Genomic DNA, 24,417 nt, shown 5'->3' with positions numbered 1-24,417 from the left:
CTCAGCCACGAAGACGGGACATGGCCGGATCGAACAGCGGCTCTTCGGCCACGACTGCCTCGACGCTCTGGTCGAAGTAGCCGATATGCACAACCGTCCCCGGAGCGGCCAGCTCCGCCGGCAGCCACGCATAGGCGATCCCCTTGCCGATCGTGTAGCCGTACGCGGCACTCGTGACGTACCCGACGGCGCAGTCGCCGTCGTACACCGGCTCCTTGCCCATCACGACCGCCCGCGGGTCGTCGATCGTGAGACAGGTGAGCTTCCGCCGCACATCCGCCTTACGCCGCTCCAGCGCCGCCTTGCCGATGAAGTCGTCCTTGTCGAGCTTGACGGCGAATCCGACACCGGCCTCGTAGGGGTCGTGCTCGTAGGTCATGTCCGTGCCGAAGGAGCGGTAGCCCTTCTCCAGGCGGAGGCTGTTGAAGGCGCCTCGCCCGGCCGCGATGCCGCCGAGCGGCTCGGCCGCCTGCCACAGGGTGTCCCACAGCTTCCCGCCCAGGTCGGCGGTGGTGTACAGCTCCCAGCCGAGCTCACCGACATAACTCAGCCGCATCGCGGTGACGGGGACGGAGCCGATGTGGGCGCGCTTGGCCCGGAAGTACTTCAGGCCACTCGCCGAGAAGTCGGCGTCGGTGAGCGGCTGGAGGACGTCGCGGGCGCGCGGGCCCCACAGGCCGATGCAGCAGGTGCCGGGGGTGATGTCGCGGACCTGGACCGTGCCGTCGGCGGGGAGGTGACGGGTGAACCAGTCGAGGTCCAGGTTGCCGTTGGCGCCGACCTGGAAGAGGTCGGGGGCCAGCCGGGCGACGGTGATGTCGCTGCGGATGCCGCCGTCGTGGTCGAGGAGCAGGGTGTACGTCACCGAGCCGACGGACTTGGCGACCTTGCCGGTGCACAGCCGCTCCAGGAACTCGCCGGCACCGCGCCCGCTGACCTCCAGTCGCTTGAGGGCCGTCATGTCGTACATCGCGACGGTCTCGCGGGTGGTCTGGGCCTCGGCGGCGACGATGGGCGACCAGTACCGCGCGGCCCAGTCGTTGGGCGTGACGATGGAACGGCCTTCGACCAGGCCCGCGTTGGCCTCGTACCACTGGGGGCGCTCCCAGCCGTTCGCCTCCAGGAAGAAGGCGCCCAGCTCCTGCTGGCGGGCGTGGAACGGGCTCGTGCGGATCGGGCGCGGGTCTCCCGACGGCTGGAGGGGGTGGAGGATGTCGTAGACCTCGACGAAGTTCTGGCAGTCGCGGGCCAGGACGTACTCCGGCGAGAGCTGGTGCGGTTCGAAGCGGTTGACGTCGCACTCGTGCAGGTCGAACGAGGAGCAGTAGCCGTCGACCAGCCACTCGGCCATGGCCCGTCCGACGCCCGCGGAGTGGGTGACCCAGACGGCCTCGGCGACCCAGAAGCCCTTGACGTCCGGGGATTCGCCGAGCAGCGGCAGGCCGTCGGTGGTGAAGGAGAACAGGCCGTTGATGCCCTCCTCGACCTTGGCGTCCTTGGTCGCGGGGAGCAGCGACTGGGTTTCGCTCCAGGCCTCCTCGAAGTCCTCCTCGGTGAACTTCAGGACGGACGGCATCTCCTCGGCCTCGTCCACGGAGAGGATGTCGTCGGCCGAGATCGGCATCGGGCGGTGGCCGTAGTAGCCGATGCCCAGGCCGTCGAAGCGGTCGCGGTAGTAGAGGTCGGCGTCCTGGTGGCGCAGGATCGGGCGGACCGCCTCCTGCGTCTGGCCCGCCAGAGCCGGTACCGGGCCCGTCCAGGCGAGTTGGTGGCCGAGCGGCGTGAGGGGGAGGTTCATGCCGACCATGCGGGCGATCTTCGGGCCCCAGATTCCGGCGCAGCACACGACGATGTCGGCGGGGATCTCGCCCTGGTCGGTGAGGACGCCGGTCACCTCGCCGTCGGACCTTGGTACGTCGAGGACTTCGTGACGGGCGAGGAAGCGCACACCGCGCTCGGTGGCCCGGCGGATCTGCGCCTCGACGGCGAGGACCGCCTTCGCGAGTCCGTCCGTGGGCACGAGGAGGCCGGCGAGGACCTTGTCCGGGCTGACGAGCGGGTGCTGTGCGACGCACTCCTCGGTGCTCAGCAGCCGGGACTCGATGCCCCAGGAGGCGAGCCAGCCGTGGCGTCGCTGCAGTTCCCTGACGCGCTCCGGACTCGTCGCCACCTCCAGGCCGCCGACCTGGAGGAAGCAGGGCTGACCGTCCACGTCGAGCGAGCAGAACTTCTCGACGGTGTAACGGGCCATCTCGGTCATGGTCTTGGAGGGGTTGGTCTGGAAGACCAGGCCCGGGGCGTGCGACGACGATCCCCCGGTGGCGGGCAGCGGGCCCTGGTCGACCACGGTCACTTCGGTCCAGCCTCGCGCGGAGATCTCATCGGCGAGCGCCGCTCCCACGACGCCCGCTCCGATGATGACCACCCGGGGTCCCGCCATCGCCGCACCTCCGACGTTGAAAGCGATCCAGTTGCTGTGTGCGCAACAGGGTTCAGGTTGCGCAACTCAATGTGCCCGCCGTGGACAGGCGTGTCAAGGGGTCCGCGCGGCCGGAAAAACCCCTGCGGGCGGCGGGGAGGAACCACCGGAAAACGACGAGGCCCGGCAGGCTGACGACGCAGCCTGCCGGGCCTTTCCGGCGGGGTTCACCAGGACAGTCGTGCGCCCTACTTGATCCAGGCGTCGACCTTGTCGCGGTTGGCCTCGACCCACTTCTTCGCCGCCGCCTCGGGCGCCATCTTGTCCACCGCGATGTACTTGGCGACGGTGTTCTGGTCGTCGTTCGTCCAGGTGAAGTTCTTCACCAGGTCATAGGCCGGGCTGCCCGACTTGGCGAACTTGGCGCTGACGATCTTGTCGAGTTTGTACACCGGGTAGTCGCAGGCGACCTTCTCGGCGTCGGCGTCGCAGCCTTCCTTGTACTCGGGCAGGCTGACCTTCTTCAACGGCACCTCGGACAGGAACCACTGCGGCTCGTAGAAGTAGCCGATCACCCATTCCTTGTTCTTCTCGGCGTTGCGGTACGCCTGGATGAGCGCGGTCTCGCTGCCCGCGTACACCACCTTGAAGTCCAGCTTGAGGTTCTTCACCAGCGCCTCGTCGTTGGTGACGTACGAGGGGTCGCCGTCGAGGAGCTGCCCCTTTCCGCCCGACTCCGAGGTCTTGAACTTCGACGCGTACTTGTTCAGGTTCTTCCAGTCCAGGATGTCCGGGTGCGCCTTGGCCAGCCACGGCGGCACGTACCAGCCGATGAGGCCCTCGTTGCCGGTCGGGCCCGCGTCGACGGCGGTCTTCTGCTGGGTGATGTACTTCTTCTTCAGGTCGTCGTGACCCCAGTTCTCGACGACGGCGTCGACCTCGCCCGTCCCGAAGCCCTGCCAGGCGATCTCCTCCTTCAGGTCCTTCTGCTCGACCTTGCAGCCGAGGTCGTGCTCGGCGACGTAGGCGAGGACCGCCGCGTTCGCCTCGTAGCCCACCCAGGGGTTGATCGCGAGGTTGAAGGTGCCGCACTTGCCCGAGCTGCCCGAGCCGGCGGCGGTGTCGTCGCCGACCTTCGCGCCGCCGCAGGCCGTGAGGGTGAGGCCGAGGACGGCCAGGCCGGCCGCGCCGGCTCTGAAGTGTCGTGCCATGGTGTGGTGCTCCTTATGCGCCGGCGCGGCGAGCCGCTGCCTGAGTGATCCGGTCGAACATGACTCCGAGCAGGACGATGGCCAGCCCGGCCGCGAGTCCCTTGCCGTACAGCTGTCCCTGCGAGAACCCGGCCACGACGTCGTAGCCGAGGGCACCCGCGCCCACCAGGCCGCCCACGACGACCATGGACAGCACGTAGATCAGGCCCTGGTTGGTCGCGAGGGTCAGGGCGCCCCGCGACATGGGCAGTTGGACCTTGGTGATGATCTGCCAGGTGTTGCACCCGGTGGACGTCGCCGCCTCGACGGTGGTCTCGGGCACGGCCCGCACCCCGTCGGCGATGATCTTGATGGCGACCGGCGCCGCGTAGACGACGGCGGCGACGATGGCCGTGAACCGTGTCGCGCCGAACAGCGCGAGGAACGGCACGAGGTAGACGAACGGCGGCATGACCTGGGCCGCGTCCAGGGAGGGCCTCAGCAGCCGGTCCACGAGCGCGCTGCGGCCCATCCACACACCGAGGACGACGCCGAGCAGCATCACCAGCACCGTCGCCACCGCGGTGGACGCCAGCGTCGTCATGGCGTCCGACCAGACACCGGTACCGACCAGCAGGCCCACGCACACGGCGGTGGTGGCCCCGGCGCGCCAGCCGCCGAGCACCGTGCCGACCGCGACGAGGGCGGCGCCGACGAGCCACCACGGGGAGTCGGTCAGCAGGGTCTGGAACGGATTGAGCAGGCCGTTGGTGAGGGCGTCGCGGAAGGCGTTGGTCAGGCCCGACAGATTGTCCTGTGCCCAGGTGGTCACATCGGCCGCCGTCCTGGCGATGCCGCTGCCGATGCCGCCCTCGCCGGGGAACTCGGCCGCCCACACGTACATGTGCGACAGATACACCAGCACCGCCGCCACCACCGCGCCTGCCGCGAGCAGCTGCCGCCGCCACTTGAGGAACGGGCTGTCCGAGCCCCGGGCCGTCTCCGCCCGTCCGCTCGCCGCGGTGGTGACCCGGTCCAGCACGATGGCCAGGACGACGATGGCCAGACCGGCGTTGAAGGCCGTGCCGACGTCGAGCGACTGCAGGGCCTGTATGACGGTCTTGCCGAGGCCTGGCGCGTCGATCAGGGCCGCGATGGTCACCATGGCCAGGGCGGCCATGATGGTCTGGTTGACGCCCATCACCACGGTCCGCTTGGACATCGGCAGCAGGACCTTGAGCAGGGCCTGCCGCCGCGTCGCGCCCAGCGAGTTCGCCGCCTCGACCGTGGTCTCCGGTACGGAGCGGATGGCGTGCGCGGTGATGCGGATCGCCGGTGGTGCCGCGTAGATCGTGGTGGCGATCGTGGCGGAGGCGGGACCGATCAGGAAGAACAGGGTCAGCGGCGCCAGGTAGACGAAGGTCGGCATCGTCTGCATGAAGTCCAGGAACGGCGTCACGATCCGGTTGACCCGGTCCGACAGCCCGGCCCACACGCCCAGCGGGATGGCGAACAGCAGCGCCACGAAGACCGCGGAGAGGGTCAGCGCCAGGGTGTCCATGCTCTCCTGCCAGAGCCCTTGCAGGCCGAGGAAGGTGAAGCCGGCCACGGCCAGCAGTGCGACCCGCCAGTTGCCCAGGGCCCAGGAGGCGTAGCCGACGACGCCGACGACACCGAGCCAGCCGATCTGCGGAACCGGGCGGCCCGCGGTCGGCTGCGAGATCAGCTCCTGGACGAAGGTCACCAGGGAGTCGATGACCACGCGGATCTCGTTGAAGAAGTAGAGGAAGAGCGGGTTGGAGTTGCGGTTCGCTCCGATCGAGTCGTTGACGTCGTTGCACCACCGGTGCAGATCGGTCAGGTCGGCCGCCGCGAGGGCCAGGGTCTGCTTGCCTCGCAGCACGGCGAAGAGCACCAGCCAGACGAGCACGATCGCGGCCACCACCACGCCGCGGTTGACCCTGCGCACGCGCCGGGCGGGAGCGGGCGGCTTCACGGTCCCGGTCTTCTCCGGCTTCTCGATCGCGACGGTCATCACGCGTCGCCTTCCTGCCCGGCGACCACCGCGAGGATCTCCTCGTCGCCGACGATGCCGAGCAGCTTGCCGTCCTCCACGACCTTGACCGGCTTCTCGGCCGCGAGCACCGCCCGCGTGGCCTCCTTCACCACGACGCCCGGGCCGAGCTCGGGACCGTCCAGGGGGTCGCCGGGCTCCGCCGGGCGCATGATCCACCGCAGGGTCAGCACGTCACCGCGGGGCACGTCCCTGACGAAGTCGCGTACGTAGTCGTCGGCGGGGGCCCCGACCAGTTCGTCGCCGGTGCCGCACTGGACCATCCTGCCGTCGCGCATGATGAGGATGCGATCGCCCAGCCGCAGCGCCTCCGACAGATCGTGGGTGATGAACACCATCGTCTTGCCGACCTCGTGATGCAGCCGGACGACCTCGTTCTGCATGTCACGGCGGATCAGCGGGTCGAGCGCGGAGAACGGCTCGTCGAAGAGGAGTACGTCCGGGTCGCCGGCCAGTGCGCGGGCGAGGCCCACGCGTTGCTGCATACCGCCGGAGAGCTGGTCGGGGTAGGAGCTCTCGTACCCCGAGAGCCCGACGAGTTCGACGACCTCCAGCGCCCGTCTCGTGCGCTCGGCCCGGCTCATGCCGCGGATCTCCAGCCCGAACGCCACGTTCTCGACGACCCGGCGGTGCGGCAGCAGCCCGAAGTGCTGGAACACCATGGAGAACTTGCTGCGGCGCAGTTCGCGCAGGCGGCCCGCGTCCGCGTCGCGGATGTTCTCGCCCTCGAAGAGGATCTCGCCGGCGGTGGGTTCGATGAGCCGGGTCAGACAGCGCACCAGGGTGGACTTGCCGGAGCCGGACAGACCCATGACGACGAACACCTCGCCGGGCGCGACGTCGAAGTCCACGTCGCGCACGGCGGCGGTGCATCCGGTGCGGTCCATCAGTTCGCGGCGGGTGAGCCCGCGCAGTTCCTCGGAGCCCGGCACCTGGCCCGCCTTCGGCCCGAACACCTTCCACAGCTCGCGTACGGATATGACCGGGTCGGGTGCCGAGTCCTGGGGAGTGCCGCGCCGCTGCGGCACCTCGGTCGTTGCTGGGGTCATGTTCGACCTCTTTTCGGCATTCAGCCGCGGAACCAGTGCTGCGGCCGGGGTTGGATGTTCTGCCAGATGTGTTTGGATTCCCGGTACTCGTCCAGGCCGGTCGGGCCCAGCTCCCGGCCCACGCCGGAGTACCCGAACCCACCCCATTCCGCCTGCGGCACATAGGGGTGATAGTCGTTGATCCACACCGTGCCGTGACGCAGCCGGCGGGCGACCCGCTGAGCCTTCCCGGCGTCCTGCGTCCAGACGGCGCCGGCGAGTCCGTACTCGGTGTCGTTGGCGATGCGTACGGCGTCCTCCTCGCCGGTGAAGCGCTCCACGGTGAGCACGGGCCCGAAGGACTCCTCGTGCACCACCCGCATGCCCTGACCGCACTCGTCGAGCACGGTGGGCGGGTAGTAGTGGCCGTCCGCCAGGGCCGGGTCGTCGGGGCGTTCGCCACCGCAGCGCAGGACGGCGCCCTCGGCGAGCCCGGCCGCGACGTACGCCTCGACCTTCGCCAGGTGCTGCGCGGAGATCAGCGGGCCGGTCTCGGCCCGCGGATCGAAGGGGCCGCCGAGCCGGATCCGCCGGGCGCGGCGGACCACCTCGTCGACGAACCGGTCGTGCAACGAGTCCTCGACGATCAGCCGGGCACCGGCCGAGCAGACCTGGCCCGAATGCAGGAAGACGGCCGTGAGCGCGAAGTCCACGGCCGTCTCGAAGTCCGCGTCGGCGAAGACGACGTTGGGGTTCTTGCCGCCGAGTTCCAGCGCGACCTTCTTCACGGTCGCGGCGGCGGTGGCCATGATGCGTCTGCCGGTGTCCAGACCGCCGGTGAAGGAGACCAGGTCGACGGCGGGGTCCTCGGCGAGCGGTGCGCCCACCTCGGGACCGGTCCCCAGGACGAGGTTGGCGGCACCGGCCGGGAGCCCGGCCTCCTCCAGCGCCTTCATCAGCAGGATGGACGTCGAGGGGGTGAGCTCACTGGGCTTGAGGACGATCGTGTTGCCCGCGAGGAGAGCGGGTGCGACCTTCCAACTCGCCTGGAGCAACGGGTAGTTCCAGGGGGTGATCAGCCCGCACACGCCGATCGGCTCGTACACGACGCGGCTGACGGCGTCGTCACGGCCGGTGTCGATCACCCGGCCGGCGTCCGTGCCGCCGAGCCCTCCGTAGTAGCGGAAGCAGGAGACGACATCGGCGATGTCGTACGCGCTCTCCACCAGCCGTTTGCCGGTGTCCAGCGATTCGGCGCGGGCGAACGCGTCGGCGTCGCGTTCGAGGAGGTCGGCGGTGCGCAGGAGGAGCGCGCCGCGCTCGCGCTCGGAGGTGCGCGGCCAGGGCCCTTCGTCGAAGGCCCGGCGGGCCGCGGCGATGGCCGCCTCGGTGTCCGGACGGGTACCTTCGGACACGGTCACGGAGAGCGTGCCGTCGGCGGGGCAGCGGATGTCCCGGTGGCCGCCGGCCACGGGATCCCGCCATTTTCCGTCCACGTACAGGTCTGCCACGTCGGGCCCTTCGAGCGGATCGCGTTGCGCATCGTGCACCGCATTGCTTGTGGTGGAACACTCTGTAGAAGGCTGCACCCCACGTCAAGGGGGTGACCGATGACGGTTTCGCCAAGGAGACAGCCACGGGGAGGCTACGCCGACCGGCCCGGAACGCCTCGCCTCCGGGCCTGCCGACTGTCTGAAAACCGCTGGTTACGGCAGGGAGCGGTGCCGGTAATACGCGGCGCTGGACGGCGGCAGCGGCTCCCTTCCGAGGATGAGGTCGGCCGCCTTCTCCGCGATCATCATCACCGGCGCGTAGATGTTGCCGTTGGTGATGTACGGCATCACCGACGCGTCGACGACACGCAGCCCCTCCACCCCGTGCACCCGCATGCTGGCCGGGTCCACGACGGCCATCTCGTCGGTGCCCATCTTGCAGGTGCAGGACGGATGCAGCGCGGTCTCGCCGTCCTTGGCGACCCAGGCGAGGATCTCCTCGTCGGTCTCGACCGACGGTCCGGGCGAGACCTCCCCGGCGTTGTACGGGGCCATGGCGGGCTGGTTGAGCAGCTCACGGGCGACCCTGACGGCCTCGACCCACTCGCGGCGGTCCTGCTCGGTGGACAGGTAGTTGAAGCGCAGCGCGGGGTGCTCGGCCGGGTCCTTGCTCTTGATCTTCACCGAGCCGATGGCGTCGGAGTACATGGGCCCGACGTGCACCTGATAGCCGTGTCCACCGGCGGGCACGGAGCCGTCGTAGCGGACCGCGATGGGCAGGAAGTGGAACATCAGGTTGGGGTAGGGCACGTCCTCGTTGCCGCGGACGAAGCCGCCCGCTTCGAAGTGGTTGGTCGCGGCGGGGCCCGTGCGGAACAGCCACTGCAGGCCGATGAAGGGGGCCCGCCACTTCGCGAGGTAGGGCTGCATGGAGACGGGCTGCTTGCAGGCGTACTGGATGTACACCTCCAGGTGGTCCTGGAGGTTCTCGCCGACACCCGGCAGATCGTGTACGACGTCGATGCCGAGCGCGCGCAGTTCCTCGGCGTTGCCGACGCCCGAGAGCTGGAGCAGCTGCGGGGAGTTGATCGCGCCTCCGCACAGGATGACTTCGCGGGCACGCACCGGCTGGGGTCTGCCGCGGCCACGCCGGTACTCGACGCCGACGGCCCGCTTGCCTTCGAAGAGCACGCGGGTGACCAGGCTGCGTGTCTTGATCGTGAGGTTGGGGCGCTTTCGGGCGGGCTTGAGATAGGCCTTGGAGGCCGACAGGCGGCGGCCGCGGTGGACGTTGCGGTCGAATCTGGCGAAACCTTCCTGCCGATAGCCGTTCACGTCGTCGGTGGGAGCGTGGCCCGCCTCCTCGGTGGCCTTCAGGAAGGCCTTGAAGAGCGGATTGTCCCCCGGGCCGCGTTCCAGGACGAGTGGACCGTCGTGACCGCGGAACTCGTCGTCCGGGTCGGCGGCGAGGCAGTTCTCCATCCGCCGGAAGTACGGCAGGCAGTGCGCGTAGTCCCAGGTCTTCATGCCCGGGTCGGCCGCCCAGCGCTCGTAGTCCATGGGGTTGCCGCGCTGGAAGATCATGCCGTTGATGCTGCTGGAACCGCCCAGTACCTTGCCTCGCGCGTGGTAGACGCGCCGGCCGCCCATGTGGGGCTCCGGTTCGGACTCGTACTTCCAGTCGTAGAACCGGCTGCCGATCGGGTAGGTCAGGGCCGCGGGCATGTGAATGAAGACATCCCAGGGGTAGTCGGGTCTGCCCGCCTCCAGGACCAGCACCTGGTTGCCCGGGTCCGCGGAGAGCCGGTTGGCCAGTGCACTGCCGGCCGATCCACCACCGACGATGACGAAGTCGTACTGCAAGGGAGCCATGGGGCCTCGTCTCGCTCGCGCCGTTGAGAATGCGCGGCATGCTAGTACCTGTATCTCTATGCGCACCAGGTTGCGAACAACGCAACTTCTGAGAGTCTGCGCCAAGCCCGTGACCTGCACCGCTGTCGGCTATGTTGATCGCCCGTATAGTTGCGTCGTGAGCAACTACCCTGCAGATACCGAAACGACAAGTGTGCCGACCGGTGGGGTGCAATCCGTCGACCGCGCCATCACCGTGCTGGAGATCCTGGCCCGGCGCGGCGAGGCCGGTGTCAGTGAGGTGGCCGCTGAGATCGATGTCCACAAGTCCACCGCGTTCCGGCTGCTCGGCGCCCTGGAGGTGCGCGGCCTGGTGGAGCAGGCAGGCGAGCGCGGCAAGTATCGGCTCGGTTTCGGCATCGTCCGCCTCGCCGGCGCGGTCACCGGCCGCATCGACATCACCCAGCAGAGCCGCCCGGTGTGCGAGCGTCTCGCCGAGGAGATCGGCGAGACCGTGAACCTCGCCGTGATGCAGGAGCAGTACGCGATCAACCTGTACCAGGTGCGCGGTCCGGGTGCCGTCACGGCGTTCAACTGGGTCGGCCAGCTGACGCCGCTGCACGCCACCTCCAGCGGCAAGATCCTGCTGGCCCACATGCCGGCGAAGGAGCGTGCGGCGCTGCTGTCGGCGGTCGGCCTGAAGAAGGTGACCCCCCGTACCCTGACAGCGAAGACCAAGCTCGAGAAGAACCTCGCCGAGGCGCTCGAGCGTGGCTACTCCTGGACCCTGGAGGAGTTCGAGATCGGACTGCACGCCATGGCCGCCCCGGTCCGCAACAGGGACGGAGAGGTCATCGCGGCACTCAGCGCCTCCGGACCGGCATACCGGCTCACTGAGGACCGTATGCACGAGCTGGCACCGGTGCTGGTCAAGGGCGCGGACGAGATCAGCCATCGCATGGGCTACCTGGGCTGAGCCCGCCGCGCCGCCTTCGACGGCCGCCCTGCACACCAGGTGCCGGACCACCGTGCACCGCCGCTACCGTGGCCTCCCCACGCCCAGACGCTCCTGGACGAAGGCGTGGAACTCACCGATGTGATGTTCGCTGGGCACGAGGACTCCGCCCTTGGCGTACAGCCGGGAGCTCATCGCGGGCTGACAGCGCTCGCACGCGTCGAAGTCCTGCCGGTTGACTCGGTCGAAGAGCTCCACCGACCGGCTGACGTCCTTGCCGCTCTCGACGACATGCCTGAGGTAGAGCCAGTCGCACTCGACGATGGTGCGATCCGCGGCGACCGGGTACATCCGGTGGAAGATCACATGGTCGGGCACGAGGTTGATGAACACCTGCGGCCGGACGGTGATCGCGTAGTAACGGCGATCCTGGTCCTCGGTGACGCCTGGAATGCGGTCGAGGCCTTCGGAGCCGTCGACGGTGAAGCCCTTGACCTCGGAGCCGAACTCCGCGCCGTGTCCCACGTAGTACTGGGCGGCGTATCCGTCGGCGAACTCGGGGAGCACCTCGGTCAGTTCGGGGTGGATCGTCGCGCAGTGATAGCACTCCATGAAGTTTTCGACGATGAGTTTCCAGTTCGCCTTCACGTCGTAGACGATGCGTTGACCGACTTCGAGGTTGTCGATGTCGTAGTGCTCGATCGACTCCGTGTCGCCCAGGCGCGCGACCACATCCCCCACGACCTCGTCGAAGGGCGGCGGGTTCTCCGCGAGGCACACCCACACGTAGCCGAGCCATTCCCGCGTGGCCACTGCTGCCAGGCCGTATGCGGTGCGGCTGATGTCGGGCATCTTGGTGAGATTGGGGGCCGCGACGAGCTTGCCCGTCAGGTCGTAGGTCCAGGCGTGATAGGGGCACTGGAAGGCGCGTTTGACCTCGCCGGTCTCCGCCGTGCAGAGCTTGGCTCCGCGGTGCCGGCAGACATTGAAGAAGGCACGTACGGAGTTGTCCCGTGCCCGGGTGATCAGGATGCTCTCGCGGCCCACCTCGACGGTCCGGAAGGCACCGGGCTTGGCGAGGTCGGCGGAACGCACGGCGCAGAACCACATCGCCTCGAAGATGTGTTCCTGCTCCTGGGCGAAGATCTCGGGATCGGTGTAGGAGGAGCCCGGGAGGGTGGCGATCAGGCTTTCCGGCAGGCCGGTCGAGGTCACAGTGCACTCCTCGGGGATACGTCGTGGATCAGGCATGCACGCGCCGGGAAGAGCGACACCGGACGTCGTTGGGTAAGGGGCAGCGCCGCTTCGTGCGCGACAGCGGCTGTGTGAGCGAGGTCCGCGCCCCTGTCAGGGGGTCTTGGCAGCGAGATGCTTGCGCCAGCGCATGAACAGCTTCGGCTGGTTCATCCCGAGTACGGCGACCGGGTGTCCGGCACGCCGGTAGACGGCCAGGACGTTGCGATCGTCCGCGGTGCCTTCCTCGATCGTCACGCTGTCGGCGCGAGCCGCGTTGCCGACGAACTGGATCTTCACGCCGTACTGGTCGGACCAGAAGTACGGCGGTCGGGGTATACCCGGATCGGACTCACCCCAGGACAGCAGTGCGGCCACAGCCGCGTCGGGGCGTTCCCGGGCGCCGGTCCAGTGCTCGACACGGCGGTGGGCGCCGGTGCGCGGGTCGTACCAGGAGGCGCAGTCACCGACCGCGACGACGCCGGCCAGGCTGGTCCGGCCGTCCGCACCGCACGTGACGCCGTCGTCGAGTGCGACGCCGGATCCGGCCAGCCAGTCGACGCAGGGACGGGCCCCGACACCCACGACCACGATGTCGGCGGGGATGCTCCTGCCGTCCTCCATCAGGACGGCGTCGACGCGGCTCTCGCCGCTCAGCCCCTTGACGCCCACGCCGCACAACAGGCGTACGCCGTGGTCCGCGTGGAGGGCGGAGACAATGCGCCCCATGGCCGGGCCGAGCGGTCCGGCCAGTGGTGTGGGCGCTGCCTCGACGATGGTCACGTCGAGGCCGAGAGCGTAGGCGGTGGAGGCGACCTCGGCACCGATGAAGCCGCCGCCGATCACCACCAGGCGCCCGCCTTGGGCCAGTTCGTCCCGCAGGGCGCGGGCGTCGTCCAGTGTGCGCAGGGTGTGCACACCGGCCAGTCCGTCCATGCCGGGCAGGGTCCGCGCGGCGGCGCCCGTGGCGATGACGATGCCGTCGGCCCGCACCTCCCGGCCGTCGGTGAGCCGCACGGCGCGGGGCGTGGCGTCGAGTCCGGCGGCGCGGGCTCCGAGCAGCCACTCCGCTTGCAGGTCCTCGCCGTCCGGCTCCAGCGCGAGATCGGCATCACTGATGCCGCCGGCCAGGAACTCCTTGGACAGTGGTGGCCTGTCGTACGGGCGGTGGACTTCGTCGCCGATGACGACCAGCCGTCCGTCGTATCCCTGTTTCCGCAACGAGCGCGCCGCCGACAGACCGGCCAGCGACGCGCCCACCACCGCCACTGTCCTCACGCGACGCCCCCGGCGAGCCGGGCGGCGATGCAGGGGGGCAGGTTCGGGGCTGCCGTGGACAGCCGGACGTAGATCATGCCGTCCTCGACGAAGACCTCGTGCGTGCGCACCGGGAGCTTGGCCGGCGGGGCGTCGACGGCTCCGGTCTTGAGGTTGAACTTCGAGGCGTGCAGCGGGCATTCGACCTCGCAGCCCTCCAGCCAGCCGTCGGCGAGCGAGGCGTCCTGGTGGGTGCATGTGTCGTCGATGGCGAAGAGTTCGCCGTCGTCGGTGTGGAACACCGAGACCGGCGGGTCGATGTCGAGCCTGTGGGCCTCGCCTCGGGGCAGATCCACGAGACGGCACGCGGCAATCATCATGACACCTCGGTGCGTATAGCGAAACGGATTGCGGTGAACGCAACGCCAGTTTGAGGGCGCCCACAAACCGTTGTCAAGGAGTTCGCGGGACGGCTGACACCCATATTTTGCGTTGCGCATCATGAAACTCCGCGCATCATGAGAAACGCAGGTCAGAGCGGAGCGCCTCTCAGAACTGAGGGATCGGCGGCGGCGTCGCCGCGCATTCGAGGCCCCACCGAGCGGTCACGCGCACCGCGTCGGCCGTCGAGGCGACGTCATGGACGCGCACGCACCAGGCGCCCTGCGCGGCGGCCAGGACCGACACCGCGGAGGTGGCCGCGTCCCGCAGGTGCGCCGGCCGGGGCCGCCCTGTCTCCGGGTCCGCCAGCAGGTGCCCCAGAAAGGACTTCCGCGCCGCCCCCACCAGCATCGGCCGGCCGAGCGCGGCGACCTCCCGAAGACGGCCGAGCAGCCTCCAGTTGTGCTCGGCGTGCTTGGCGAACCCGAGCCCCGGGTCGACGATGAGACAGTCCGCCGGGACCCCGGCGTGCAGGGCCGCGTCGACTCTCGCCCGCAACTCGTCGACCACGTCGGTGACGACGTCTTCGTACACGGCGTTCGCCTGCATTCCCGCGGAGTGCCCACGCCAGTGCATGAGCACGTAGGGCGTACCGGCTCGCGCCATCAGCGGAAGCATCGCCGGGTCGGCGAGCCCGCCGGAGACGTCGTTGACCAGGGCGGCGCCGGCCTCGACGGCGTGGGCGGCGACCTCGGCCCGCATGGTGTCGACGCTGACCGTCGCCCCCGCGGCGGCGAGTTCGCGGACGACCGGCAGCACGCGCCGCAGTTCCTCCTCGACGGCCGGGCGCGCGGCGCCGGGACGGGTCGACTCGCCACCCACGTCCAGGATGTCCGCGCCCTCGTCGAGCAGCGCGATGCCGTGCGCGACGGCCCGTTCGGGATCGAACCACCGCCCGCCGTCGGAGAACGAGTCGGGCGTGACGTTCACGATGCCCATCACCAGCGTCCGGCCGGGACTGGGAAGACCTCGCGGTGGGAGCGCGGAAGCGGCCTGGCCGGGCCGGGCGGCGGTGCTCACGCGACTCGGGGCGGGTCGGCGAAGGGGTGTGCGGGAGTCATCATGGGACCGATTGACCTCGTTGCGTATACAGGAACAATGTGCGATTTGAGCAACGAGTCTGAGGACGGCCGTGCGGCACTGTCAAGGCAGGTGGAAGGCCTCGGCTTCCCCCTGCGGCCTCGACGCCAGAGTGAGCGGCCGAGAGGCCTTGAGTTCGGTCTCGTCCCACTCCCGCCCGGGATCGGACCCCCAGGTGATGCCGGCGCCCGTACCGAAGCGCAGCACCGGCCCCGCCGGGGCGGCGCGGTCGATCCAGAAGGTGCGGATGCCCACGGCCAGTTCACCGGTCCCCCGGTCGGCGTCGACCCAGCCGATGGCGCCGCAGTAGGGGCCGCGGGGCGCGGTCTCCAGGGCGTCGATGACGCGCAGTGCGCTGGATCTGGGGGCGCCGGTCACGGAACCCGGTGGGAAGGTCCCGGCCATCAGCTCGGGCCAGCCCGCGCCCTGCGCCAGCTCCCCGCGCACGGTGGAGACGAGATGCACCAGGCCCGGATGCCGTTCGACGGCGCACAGCGCCGGAACGGTCACGGATCCGGTGGCGCAGACCCGCCCCAGGTCGTTGCGGACCAGGTCCACGATCATCACGTTCTCGGCATGGTCCTTCTCCAGCAGGTCGTCCGCCGTACGGCCGGTGCCCTTGATCGGCCCGGACTCCACGATCCGGCCGGTGCGGCGCAGGAAGAGTTCGGGCGAGGCGGTGGCCACTTCGACGCCGTGTGCGGGAAGCCGGACCGTACCGGCGTAGGGCGCGGGGTTGCCACGGGCGAGCAGCGCGGTCAGCGCGTCGATGTCGGCGGCGCCCGGGTCGGGCAGGGGCGCGGAGAGCACGCGGCAGAGATTGGCCTGGTAGACGTCGCCCGCCGCGATGTGCTCGCGGATGCGGCGCACGCCCGCGGTGTAGGCGGTGCGGTCCAGCGACGAGATCCAGTCGCCGGCGGCCGGGCCCCGCCAGGCCCCGGTCCGCGGAGCGGGCACCCGCGCGGGACGCAGTCGGCCGAACCGCGCGCAGACCAGGCGGCCTTCGAAGCCCGCTACGACCGCCCAGAAACCGGAGGAGTCCAGGGCGGCGGGATCGCTGGTCACATCCCGCAGATCAGCGGCGACGAGACCGCCGAAGCGGGCCATCGGGGCGGGAGTGTGCACGGTGGTTCGTCCAGGGGCCGGCGGGGCGGGGGATTCTTGGTCATGACGGTCGTTCCTGGCAACGACGGCCGGGGCAGGGCCACGACGGCCGGGTACACCGGCATGCCGGCCAGGTACGCGGGCGTGCCGACGGGCTCGCGGCCATGCCGGCCGGGGCGGGCCCTGGATGACCTGACCCCGGCCGGCCTGGCGGCGCCCTGTCACCAGCCGCGGGCGGCCCACTCCTCCAGGTGCGGTGCCTCCGCCTCGACGGTCGTCGTCTCGCCGTGTCCGGTGTGGACGACCGTCTCGCCCGGGAGGGTCAGCAGCCGGTCACCGATGGAGCCGATGATCGTGCCGAAGTCGCTGTACGAGCGCCCGGTCGCGCCGGGGCCTCCGGCGAACAGCGTGTCACCGCTGAACAGTGCGCCCAGTTCGGGTGCGTACAGGCACACGGCACCCGGAGCGTGTCCGGGCGTGTGGAGGACACGCAGGCCGATGCCCGCCACCATGAGTTCGTCACCGTCGGCGAGCGGGCCGTCGGGCCGCCGGCCGGGGTGCACCATCTTCCACAGCACCTGGTCGTCAGGGTGCAGGAGGATGGGCGCGCCCGTGGCCAGAGCGACGTCCGGTGCGGCGCGCACATGGTCGTCGTGGGCGTGGGTGCACACGATGGCCGACAGGCGACGGTCACCGACGGCCTCCAGGATGGCGTCGGAATCGTGTGCCGCGTCGACGACGACCACCTCGTCGTCGTCACCGATGATCCAGACGTTGTTGTCGACGTCCCAGGTCCCGCCGTCGAGGCTGAAGGTCCCGCTGGTGACGAGATGTTCGATGCGCGGTGCGCCGGCCATCACAGCACCACCACCGAGCGCAGCACGTCGCCGCGGTGCATCTTCTCGAACGCCTCCTCCACGTCACCGAGGCCGATGGTCTCGGAGACGAACGCGTCCAGGTCGAAACGGCCTCCCAGATACAGGTCGATGAGGGCCGGGAAGTCGCGTGAGGGCAGGCAGTCGCCGTACCAGCTGGACTTCAGCGAGCCGCCCCGGCCGAAGACGTCGAGCAGGGGCAGCTCCACCTTCATCTCCGGGGTGGGCACGCCGACCAGCACGACCGTGCCGGCCAGGTCGCGGGCGTAGAAGGCCTGCCGGTACGTCTCGGGGCGGCCGACCGCCTCCACGACGACGTCCGCGCCGAAGCCGCCCGTCAGCTCGCGCACCGCTTCGACGACGTCGCCCTTCGCCCCGTCGACCGTGTGGGTGGCCCCCATGGTCATGGCCCGGTCCAGCTTGCGCTGGTCGATGTCGACGGCGATGACCTTGCTCGCCCCGGCCAGCCTCGCCCCCGCGACGGCGGCCATACCGACGCCGCCGCAGCCGATGACGGCGACGGAGTCGCCCCGGCCGACGGCACCGGTGTTCACGGCCGCGCCGAAGCCCGCCATGACGCCGCACCCGAGCAGACCGGCTGCCGCCGCCGGGGCCGCCGGGTCCACCTTGGTGCACTGCCCGGCGGCGACCAGCGTCTTCTCCGCGAACGCGCCGATGCCGAGGGCCGGCGAGAGCGGGGTGCCGTCGAGCAGCGTCATCGGCTGTGTGGCGTTGTGGGTGGCGAAGCAGTACCACGGCTTGCCCTTGCTGCAAGCCCGGCACTGGCCGCACACCGCACGCCAGTTGAGGACGACGAAGTCGCCGGGCTCGACGCCGGTGACTCCCTCTCCGACCGCCTCGACGCGGCCTGCCGCCTCATGCCCCAGAAGGAAGGGGAAGTCGTCGCTGATCCCGCCCTCGCGGTAGTGGAGATCGGTATGACAGACGCCGCACGCCTCGACCTTGACCAGCGCCTCACCTGGACCCGGATCCGGGACGACGATCGTCTCGACGGAGACCGGTGCGCCCTTCTTCCGGGCGACGACGGCACGAACCTCGTGGGTCATGAGCTGCTCCTCAAGCGGGAAACCCTCGCGAGCGCGTTGCCTCATTCGCTACACGCACCGCTATGCGCAACCGAGCATCGTGGAGGAGCACGCCGAGGGTCAAGGGGTTGGCGCCAACCGGGCCGACTCGGCCGGATCCACCGGAACGAAGCGGCTCGCCACAGGCGCGCATGAGGGACCGCACCCCTCGGACAGTCCGGGGATGCGGCCCTCACGTGCGTCCGGCTCCGGCCGATTCGCACTCCTCCGGTCCTCCCGGCCGGGCAGCTCAGCCCGTGGGTTGCGAGTCCGCCATGACCTCGGCCGGCCGTACACCATCGTCCGGTCCCGGCTCGCCGACGGCGTCGGCGAGGCCTTCCCGTTCCGCCGACAAGGCGGGGACCGGCTCGGCGCGCAGTGCCTTCACGAGGGAGACGCACAGGCCGATCATCACGAAGAGGAACGGGAACGCGGCGATGATGGCCACCTGCTTGACCGCCTCCAGGCCTCCGGCCATCAACAGCACGGCCGCGACCAGACCGGTCAGCGCACCCCAGAGGATCACGACGAGGCGCCCGGGGGCCATGTCGCCCCGGCAGGAGAGCATGCCGAGGACGACGGATGCGGCGTCCGCGCCGCTCACGAAGAACAGGCCGACCAGAACGATCACCAGGACCGAGGTGACGGGGAACCAGGGAAGGTTCCGCAGGGTGGCGAACAGGCCCGCTTCCTCGCCTTCGGCGACCGCCGCGGCCAGGTGACCGCCGTGCATCTCCTGGTTCAGGGCGGTCCCGCCGAGGATCGCGAACCACACGACACTCACCAGGCTCGGCGCGAGGATCACGCCGACGATGAACTCCCGGATGGTCCGCCCGCGGGAGATCCGGGCGATGAACGTCCCGACGAACGGCGTCCAGGAGATCCACCACGCCCAGTAGAAGACCGTCCAGCCGGAGAGCCACTCACCGCCGCCGAAGGCACCCGTCGTGAAACTCATCTTCGGCAGCGAGGCCAGATAGCCGCCCAGCGCCTCGGTCTGGCTCTCCAGGATGAACACCGTGGGGCCCACCACGAAGACGAAGAGCAGCAGGACGGCGGCGAGAATCATGTTGCCGTTGCTCAGCCACTGGATGCCGCGATGCACACCGGAGAGGGCGGAGAGCACGAACAGGACGGTGAGGACCGCGATGACCGAGACGGCCAGCGCGGTGGAGTCGGGGACGCCCCAGACCTCGTTCAGCCCCCGGTTGACCTGGAGCGCGCCCAGTCCGAGGGAGACGGCGGAACCGAAGAGGGTGGCGAAGATCGCCAGAATGTCGATGGACTTGCCCAGCGGCCCGTCCACCCGGTCGCCCAGCAGCGGGCGGAAGGCGGAACTGATCAGACTGTTGCCGCTCCTGCGAAAACCGAAGTAGGCGAGCGCCAGCCCGGCGACGGCGTACATCGCCCAGGGGTGGATCGCCCAGTGGAAGTACGAGTACTCCAGCGCCAGGCGGGCGGCGTCCGCGCTGCCCGCCTTCGCGGAGCCCGGTGGCGGGCTGGACATATGCATGATCGGCTCGCTCGCCCCGTAGAACATGAGGCCGATCCCCATGCCGGCGCTGAACATCATCGCCACCCAGGACGCGGTGCTGAACTCCGGGCGCTCATCGTCTCTGCCGAGCCGGATGGAGCCGAACCGGCTGAACGCGAGCACCGTCGCCAGCACCACGAACCCGGAACTCGTCAGGACGAACAGCCAGCCGAAGTTGTCGATGATCCGGCCCAGCGTCGCCTCGGCGACCGTGGCGAGACTGTCGGTGAAGAACACCCCCCAAGCGACGAACAGGGCGGACAGCGTGACAGATACATAGAGGACGGCCGGATCCACCCGTGCGAGGGCCGATGTCGTTTTCTTCGTCGTCGCGATAGTCATCCGCAGCCTTCCGACGGGGGACGGGGGTGGCGGGTCTGCATCCCTGTGATGAGCACCGCGGGCTGCGGTGCGCAACACGCAACTTCGAGCTCGATGTGCAACACAGTTCCTGTCACATCCCGGGTGCGTCAACCCCCTGTACGCCGACCTTTCTCGCCGCGCTCACCTCGGCCCAACGGCCGCGCCACGACGGTCAGGGCGAAGTCCGCACAGCCCATGCCCTTGGGTTCGAGATGCGCTTGCAGCCAGTCGGCGACCTGCTTGGCCAGGCGTTCCGGGACCTGGAGCCGGCAGACGAAGTGCTCTATCACGCGGGCCAGTTCGGACGAGGCTGGGGGAAGCGCCGGTGTCTGCGGGCGGGGAATGCGTCAGGAACTCGCGCTCACGGGCGGGGCAGAAGCCGGCTCCAGGCGGACACAGCAGTGGCCGGGGCTCGGCGCCAGGCAGGCGTGGAGCCCGCTGTCCTCGAGCCCTTCGAGGACGCCCCGGAGCAGGTGGAGGTTCATGCCGCACACCGTCTGGGTGTGCTCGCGGGCGAGCGCGTGGAACGGGCAGTTGCCCAGCACGATCGCGTCACCGTCATGGCGAGGCTCGAAGCCGTACCGCTCCAGAAAGCCGAATGCGCCTGTGCCGCCTTGCTCGGCGAGCTGAGCGCCGAGACTGCGGGCCTTTCGGTGCAGGACGGCGCGGACCGGTTCGCCCGTGACCTCGGACTCCTCCATGGCCTGGGCCAGGAGCCGTCCGGCCAGCTCGTAGTGCCGCTCGGGCAGGCTGACGGCGACCTGCCTGGCGGAGCGCTTGTAGAGCTTGGCCGGCCTGCCCGCTCCCGGGCCGGTGCGACCGCTGCGCCGCTCGTAGACGACGTCAAGCAGTGCTTCGCCGGCCAGGCGGTCCAGGTGGAAGGCCGCGGTCTGGCGCGCCAGCCCGAGAGCGGCGGCGGCTTCGTCGCGGCTGACCGGTCCCGGCTGGCGCACGACGTGGTCGTACAGCCGCCTGCGGGTCGGCTCGTCCAGGGCGGCGACGGCGGAGACGTCGGGGCGGGGTGCTTCTTCCGGATGGTCCACGAACACCAGTGTAAAACCCACAGCCATTGACTAAAGAGGCCTTCCACGCTTCTATCGTTAGTGAGAGTTGTCGATAGAAGGAGCGGTGCGCCATGACGTCCACCACCCACATCACCCCGTCCGCCGCGCCCCGGCGGGCCATGCTCAGTGACCCCGGCTACCAGGCGTTCGTCATCCTGCGCGCCGGGTTCACCGTGGCGCCGATCCTGTTCGGGCTGGACAAGTTCGCCAACCTGCTCGTGGACTGGCCCGCCTACCTCGCGCCATGGATCGACGACGTCGTGCCCGGCAGCGCCCAGGCGGCCATGTACGCCGTCGGTGTCATCGAGATCGTCGCCGGCCTCGCCGTCGCTCTGGCCCCGCGCTTCGGGGGCTGGCTGGTGGCCGGATGGCTGGCCGGCATCATCGTCAACCTGCTGACCATCCCGGGGTACTACGACATCGCGCTGCGCGACTTCGGCCTCCTGCTCGGCGCGGTCGCCCTCGCCCGGCTCGCCCAACGCCACCACGGCGAACGGCCCTCGCGCTGACACAGCGGCGCGCACGGGGGAAGGCGGGTGAGCCGGACGAGGGCTCACCCGCCTCACCCGCGCCCGATCCCCGGCCGGGTCAGATGCGGCCGGACGGCGGCCGGGCCGAGGTGCGGTGGTGGAGCTGGATCGCCACGGGGGCGGCGGTGAGGACGGAGGAGTACGTACCGACCACGAGGCCGATGAGCAGGGCCAGGGCGAAGTCGGTGAGCGACGACCCGCCGAGCACCGCGAGGGCGGTGAGGATGAACGCTGCGCCGATGCCCGTGTTCACGGTCCGGGGCAGGGTCTGCAGGATGGCCTGATCGGTGATGTCCGGCAGCGGTGCCCCTGGGGAGTTGCGGGCGAGCTCCCTGACGCGGTCGAAGAGGACCACGGAGTCGTTCACCGAGTAGCCGATGACGGTGAGCAGGGCCGCCAGGAACACCCCGTCGACGGGCCTGCCGAGCCAGGCGAAGACGCCGACGAGGATCACCACGTCGTGGGCGAGGGCGACGACCGCCGCCGCGGCGAACACCGACCGGAAGCGTGCCGCGAGGTAGACGAACTGGGCGCCGAGAGCCACGGCGAGCGCGATCAGGGCGCCCCGGCGCAGTTCCTCGCCCAGGCTGGGGCCGACCAGTTCGTCGCGGACCTTGTCCGCCCCGCTCGCGAGATCACGCACGGTACCGGTGACCTCGGTCTCCTCCGCGTTGGTCAGCGGATCGGTGCGCACCGTCAGCCCCGTCTCGCCGGAGGACTGCACGACGGCCCGGGGGAACCCGGCGTCGGCGAGGGCGGTACGGACCCGGTCGGGGTCGACGGGGCTGGTGGTGGCGTACTCGATCAGGCGGCCACCGGTGAACTCCACACCGAGGTCGATGCCGCGTACCGCGATGCCCGAGCCCGCCAGGATCAGCGCGGCGGCTGACACGGCCAGCCAGCGGCGGGGGCGGCGCATCAGCCGTGGGTTGCGGCGGGTGAGGCGGTCGCGGACCGCACCGGTGGTGGCGATGCCGGTGAGGCGGGGGCGGCGGCGAACCCGGGGGCGGCTCACGGCGACCTCGGCGAGCACGCGGGTGATCACCAGGGCGCTGAACATGGAGGCGAGCACACCGATGCCCAGGGTGACGCCGAAGCCGCGCACCGGCCCGGAGGCGAGGAAGAACAGCAGGGCGGCCGCGATCAGGGTGGTGATGTTGGAGTCGGCGATCGCGCTGAAGGCGTCGCGGAACCCGGCCGTCAGCGCCGAGCGCGTACTGGGCCGGCGGCGGGCCGCGTACTCCTCGCGGGCCCGTTCGAAGACCAGCACGTTGGCGTCCACGGCCATGCCGATCGCCAGAACGAAACCGGCCAGTCCCGGCAGGGTCAGGGTGGCGCCGAGCGCGGCCAGCGCGGCGTAGGAGACGAGGCCGTAGCAGGCCAGCGCGACAGCGGCCAGTACGCCCATCAGCCGGTAGACGCCGATGATGAACAGCGAGGTCAGCGCGGTGCCGATGGCCGCCGCCCAGGCGCTCGCGGTGATGGCCTGCGCCCCGAGCGTCGGGCCGACGGTGCGCTGCTCCACGGTCTCGACGGGCACGGGCAGGGCCCCGCCGTTGACGAGCAGGGAGAGTTCGCGGGCCTTCTCCGGGCCGAAGGAGCCCGTGATCTGTGTGGCGCCGTCGCGGATGCCGGTCCGGCAGGCGACGGACGGGTCGACCTGCGGCGAGGAGATGACCTTGTCGTCGAGGACGATGGCGACCCGCCGCGCCGGGTCGCCCGCCGGGTGGCAGGCGGCCTCGCCGGTCAGCCGGGCCCAGCCGGCCCGGCCGTCGCCCTCGAAGTCGACGGTGACGTGCCATCCGGCGCCGCCCTGCTGGTCGAACCGGGCGGCGGCCTCCTTGACGTCCTCGCCGGTCAGGGCCGCGGCCCCGAGGCGCAGCGGTGTGCCGGACTCGTCGGGCAGGACGTGTTCCCGGGGTCGCTTCGGCAGCGGCCGGGAGGCGTCGTCGGTGCTGTCCGCGGTGCCGAGCACCGGGTGGAAGGTGAGCTGCGCGGTACGGCCCAGGACATCGGCCGCCCGCTTCGGGTCCTGCACACCGGGCAGTTCGACGATGATCCGGTTCCCGCCGGATCGGACGAGGGTGGGTTCGGCGACGCCGAGCCCGTCGATACGGCCGCGCAACACCTCCAGGGTGCGGTCGGTGGCCTCACTGTCGGCTTCGGTGGTGGGGGTGGAGCGGGTCTGCAGCACGAGCTGCGTACCGCCGCGCAGGTCGAGTCCGAGGCGGACCGGCACGGTGACGGCGATGTACAGGGAGAGGGCGAGCACGGCGAGGGCGAGCAGCGCCCTCACGCGCAGGGAACGGTTCAACGGGTGCCTCCGGCAGGCGCACCGCGGTCCGCGCAAGGCGGGCGGGGTGCTGTAGAGGAGAGGGAAAGGGGATGTCAGATGCCGGAGGTAGCCGGGGGCGCTCGCCCACGGTCATGGAGTGTGTGAGGACCCGGGGAGGGGGTGTGGGCGGCCGGCGCCGGGAGCCGCGCGGCGCCCGGTGGGACGGCGTCCGTGCCGGGGACGCAGGTCGCGAGGAGACCACGCGGGGCCGGCTGCTCGCTGTGCGGCTCCTGGCGGGGTGCCGCCCGGACGGCGCATTCGGTGTCGCATCCGTCGTCGGCGCGCGGCCCGGTGTCCCCGTGCCGGCCGACCCCTGCCACCGCGCCGGCCACCGGCTCGCCCGTCGCACCGGGCGGTGGACCGGCGATGCCGAGCACGGCCAGCAGCGTCAGCACGACGGCCGCCAGTACCGCGGCGCGGGGCCGGGCGCTGCTGTTACCGGGGGCGGTGCGCGCCGCGCGGTGCATGCACCGTCCCCCTTTCATCGTCGTGTGCTGCGGTACGGG

At 70.4% G+C, this 24,417-nt stretch carries 20 protein-coding genes; 2 read left to right on the top strand and 18 right to left on the bottom strand.

Annotation, left to right across the window (positions count from 1 at the left end; all coding sequences use genetic code 11):
- Position 1: 1 nt before the first annotated feature.
- The 6 genes from HDA41_RS37355 to betA form a co-directional block, all read right to left on the bottom strand.
- Complete coding sequence (locus HDA41_RS37355; protein WP_184991995.1) at positions 2-2,440, bottom strand: GcvT family protein; 2,439 nt, start codon at positions 2,438-2,440, stop codon at positions 2-4.
- A gap of 227 nt (positions 2,441-2,667) precedes the next feature.
- A complete protein-coding gene (locus tag HDA41_RS37350) occupies positions 2,668-3,630 on the bottom strand; it encodes an ABC transporter substrate-binding protein (RefSeq protein ID WP_184991993.1) in 963 nt (320 codons plus the stop codon).
- A 13-nt stretch (positions 3,631-3,643) separates the two neighbouring features.
- Positions 3,644-5,644 carry an ABC transporter permease gene (locus tag HDA41_RS37345; protein WP_184991991.1) on the bottom strand — a complete coding sequence of 667 codons (2,001 nt, stop codon included), beginning with the start codon at positions 5,642-5,644 and terminating at the stop codon, positions 3,644-3,646.
- The gene (locus HDA41_RS37340) at positions 5,644-6,732 is read right to left on the bottom strand and encodes a quaternary amine ABC transporter ATP-binding protein (protein ID WP_184991989.1); all 1,089 of its coding nucleotides are present in this window, start codon (positions 6,730-6,732) and stop codon (positions 5,644-5,646) included. Before HDA41_RS37340 ends, HDA41_RS37345 begins: the two co-directional genes overlap by 1 nt.
- Positions 6,733-6,752: 20 nt before the next feature.
- The gene (locus HDA41_RS37335; RefSeq protein WP_184991987.1) at positions 6,753-8,222 is read right to left on the bottom strand and encodes an aldehyde dehydrogenase family protein; all 1,470 of its coding nucleotides are present in this window, start codon (positions 8,220-8,222) and stop codon (positions 6,753-6,755) included.
- A 195-nt stretch (positions 8,223-8,417) separates the two neighbouring features.
- Positions 8,418-10,076, bottom strand: a complete 1,659-nt coding sequence (betA, locus tag HDA41_RS37330; protein ID WP_184991985.1) for a choline dehydrogenase — start codon at positions 10,074-10,076, stop codon at positions 8,418-8,420.
- Between the two features lie 208 nt (positions 10,077-10,284).
- On the opposite strand from betA, the gene HDA41_RS37325 reads away from it, so the two are divergent.
- Positions 10,285-11,031 carry an IclR family transcriptional regulator gene (locus HDA41_RS37325; protein WP_184994062.1) on the top strand — a complete coding sequence of 249 codons (747 nt, stop codon included), beginning with the start codon at positions 10,285-10,287 and terminating at the stop codon, positions 11,029-11,031.
- 63 nt (positions 11,032-11,094) lie between these two features.
- On the opposite strand, the gene HDA41_RS37320 is transcribed toward HDA41_RS37325, so the two are convergent.
- The 10 genes from HDA41_RS37320 to HDA41_RS37275 form a co-directional block, all read right to left on the bottom strand.
- Entirely contained in the window at positions 11,095-12,225 is a 1,131-nt protein-coding gene (locus HDA41_RS37320) for an aromatic ring-hydroxylating oxygenase subunit alpha (protein WP_184991977.1), read from the bottom strand.
- 132 nt (positions 12,226-12,357) lie between these two features.
- Entirely contained in the window at positions 12,358-13,521 is a 1,164-nt protein-coding gene (locus tag HDA41_RS37315) for an NAD(P)/FAD-dependent oxidoreductase (protein ID WP_184991975.1), read from the bottom strand.
- Positions 13,518-13,880, bottom strand: coding sequence for a bifunctional 3-phenylpropionate/cinnamic acid dioxygenase ferredoxin subunit (locus tag HDA41_RS37310; RefSeq protein ID WP_037673830.1), 363 nt, complete (start codon positions 13,878-13,880; stop codon positions 13,518-13,520). Before HDA41_RS37310 ends, HDA41_RS37315 begins: the two co-directional genes overlap by 4 nt.
- A gap of 169 nt (positions 13,881-14,049) precedes the next feature.
- Positions 14,050-14,880: a dihydropteroate synthase gene (gene folP / locus HDA41_RS37305; RefSeq protein ID WP_184991973.1), complete on the bottom strand. Its 831-nt coding sequence runs from the start codon at positions 14,878-14,880 to the stop codon at positions 14,050-14,052.
- Positions 14,881-15,084: 204 nt separating this feature from the next.
- Positions 15,085-16,146 carry a chorismate-binding protein gene (locus tag HDA41_RS37300; protein ID WP_184991971.1) on the bottom strand — a complete coding sequence of 354 codons (1,062 nt, stop codon included), beginning with the start codon at positions 16,144-16,146 and terminating at the stop codon, positions 15,085-15,087.
- A gap of 200 nt (positions 16,147-16,346) precedes the next feature.
- Positions 16,347-16,982 (bottom strand): MBL fold metallo-hydrolase, encoded by a 636-nt coding sequence (locus HDA41_RS37295; protein ID WP_184991969.1) that lies wholly within the window; start codon positions 16,980-16,982, stop codon positions 16,347-16,349.
- Complete coding sequence (locus HDA41_RS37290) at positions 16,982-18,067, bottom strand: S-(hydroxymethyl)mycothiol dehydrogenase (protein WP_184991967.1); 1,086 nt, start codon at positions 18,065-18,067, stop codon at positions 16,982-16,984. The genes HDA41_RS37295 and HDA41_RS37290 overlap by 1 nt, the downstream gene beginning before the upstream one ends.
- Positions 18,068-18,335: 268 nt before the next feature.
- Positions 18,336-19,961 (bottom strand): BCCT family transporter, encoded by a 1,626-nt coding sequence (locus HDA41_RS37285; RefSeq protein WP_184991965.1) that lies wholly within the window; start codon positions 19,959-19,961, stop codon positions 18,336-18,338.
- A gap of 128 nt (positions 19,962-20,089) precedes the next feature.
- Positions 20,090-20,281, bottom strand: a complete 192-nt coding sequence (locus HDA41_RS42900; RefSeq protein WP_376706873.1) for a GTP cyclohydrolase I — start codon at positions 20,279-20,281, stop codon at positions 20,090-20,092.
- 48 nt (positions 20,282-20,329) lie between these two features.
- Positions 20,330-21,031, bottom strand: coding sequence for a helix-turn-helix transcriptional regulator (locus HDA41_RS37275; protein ID WP_230299799.1), 702 nt, complete (start codon positions 21,029-21,031; stop codon positions 20,330-20,332).
- An 86-nt stretch (positions 21,032-21,117) separates the two neighbouring features.
- Between HDA41_RS37275 and HDA41_RS37270 the strand changes: the two genes are divergently transcribed.
- Entirely contained in the window at positions 21,118-21,555 is a 438-nt protein-coding gene (locus HDA41_RS37270; RefSeq protein ID WP_184991961.1) for a hypothetical protein, read from the top strand.
- Positions 21,556-21,634: 79 nt separating this feature from the next.
- Here HDA41_RS37270 and secD read toward each other — a convergent pair whose 3' ends face one another.
- Together secD and HDA41_RS37260 are read right to left on the bottom strand one after the other, a co-directional pair.
- Complete coding sequence (secD, locus tag HDA41_RS37265) at positions 21,635-23,890, bottom strand: protein translocase subunit SecD (RefSeq protein WP_184991959.1); 2,256 nt, start codon at positions 23,888-23,890, stop codon at positions 21,635-21,637.
- Positions 23,891-23,964: 74 nt separating this feature from the next.
- The gene (locus HDA41_RS37260; protein WP_184991957.1) at positions 23,965-24,378 is read right to left on the bottom strand and encodes a hypothetical protein; all 414 of its coding nucleotides are present in this window, start codon (positions 24,376-24,378) and stop codon (positions 23,965-23,967) included.
- Positions 24,379-24,417 lie beyond the last annotated feature (39 nt).

The sequence above is a fragment of the Streptomyces caelestis genome, assembly GCF_014205255.1.
Taxonomy (GTDB): domain Bacteria; phylum Actinomycetota; class Actinomycetes; order Streptomycetales; family Streptomycetaceae; genus Streptomyces; species Streptomyces caelestis.
This window is presented reverse-complemented; position numbering and strand designations above follow the sequence as displayed.

Bases quoted from the DNA above. Each gene is read 5' to 3' on its own strand.
- betA (WP_184991985.1), bottom strand. From the start codon at position 10,076: ATGGCTCCCTTGCAGTACGACTTCGTCATCGTCGGTGGTGGATCGGCC.
- HDA41_RS37270 (WP_184991961.1), top strand. From the start codon at position 21,118: ATGACGTCCACCACCCACATCACCCCGTCCGCCGCGCCCCGGCGGGCC.
- HDA41_RS37295 (WP_184991969.1), bottom strand. From the start codon at position 16,982: ATGGCCGGCGCACCGCGCATCGAACATCTCGTCACCAGCGGGACCTTC.
- HDA41_RS37310 (WP_037673830.1), bottom strand. From the start codon at position 13,880: ATGATGATTGCCGCGTGCCGTCTCGTGGATCTGCCCCGAGGCGAGGCC.
- HDA41_RS37345 (WP_184991991.1), bottom strand. From the start codon at position 5,644: ATGACCGTCGCGATCGAGAAGCCGGAGAAGACCGGGACCGTGAAGCCG.
- HDA41_RS37340 (WP_184991989.1), bottom strand. From the start codon at position 6,732: ATGACCCCAGCAACGACCGAGGTGCCGCAGCGGCGCGGCACTCCCCAG.
- HDA41_RS37290 (WP_184991967.1), bottom strand. From the start codon at position 18,067: ATGACCCACGAGGTTCGTGCCGTCGTCGCCCGGAAGAAGGGCGCACCG.
- HDA41_RS37350 (WP_184991993.1), bottom strand. From the start codon at position 3,630: ATGGCACGACACTTCAGAGCCGGCGCGGCCGGCCTGGCCGTCCTCGGC.
- folP (WP_184991973.1), bottom strand. From the start codon at position 14,880: ATGGGCATCGTGAACGTCACGCCCGACTCGTTCTCCGACGGCGGGCGG.
- HDA41_RS37285 (WP_184991965.1), bottom strand. From the start codon at position 19,961: ATGACTATCGCGACGACGAAGAAAACGACATCGGCCCTCGCACGGGTG.
- HDA41_RS37355 (WP_184991995.1), bottom strand. From the start codon at position 2,440: ATGGCGGGACCCCGGGTGGTCATCATCGGAGCGGGCGTCGTGGGAGCG.
- HDA41_RS37260 (WP_184991957.1), bottom strand. From the start codon at position 24,378: ATGCACCGCGCGGCGCGCACCGCCCCCGGTAACAGCAGCGCCCGGCCC.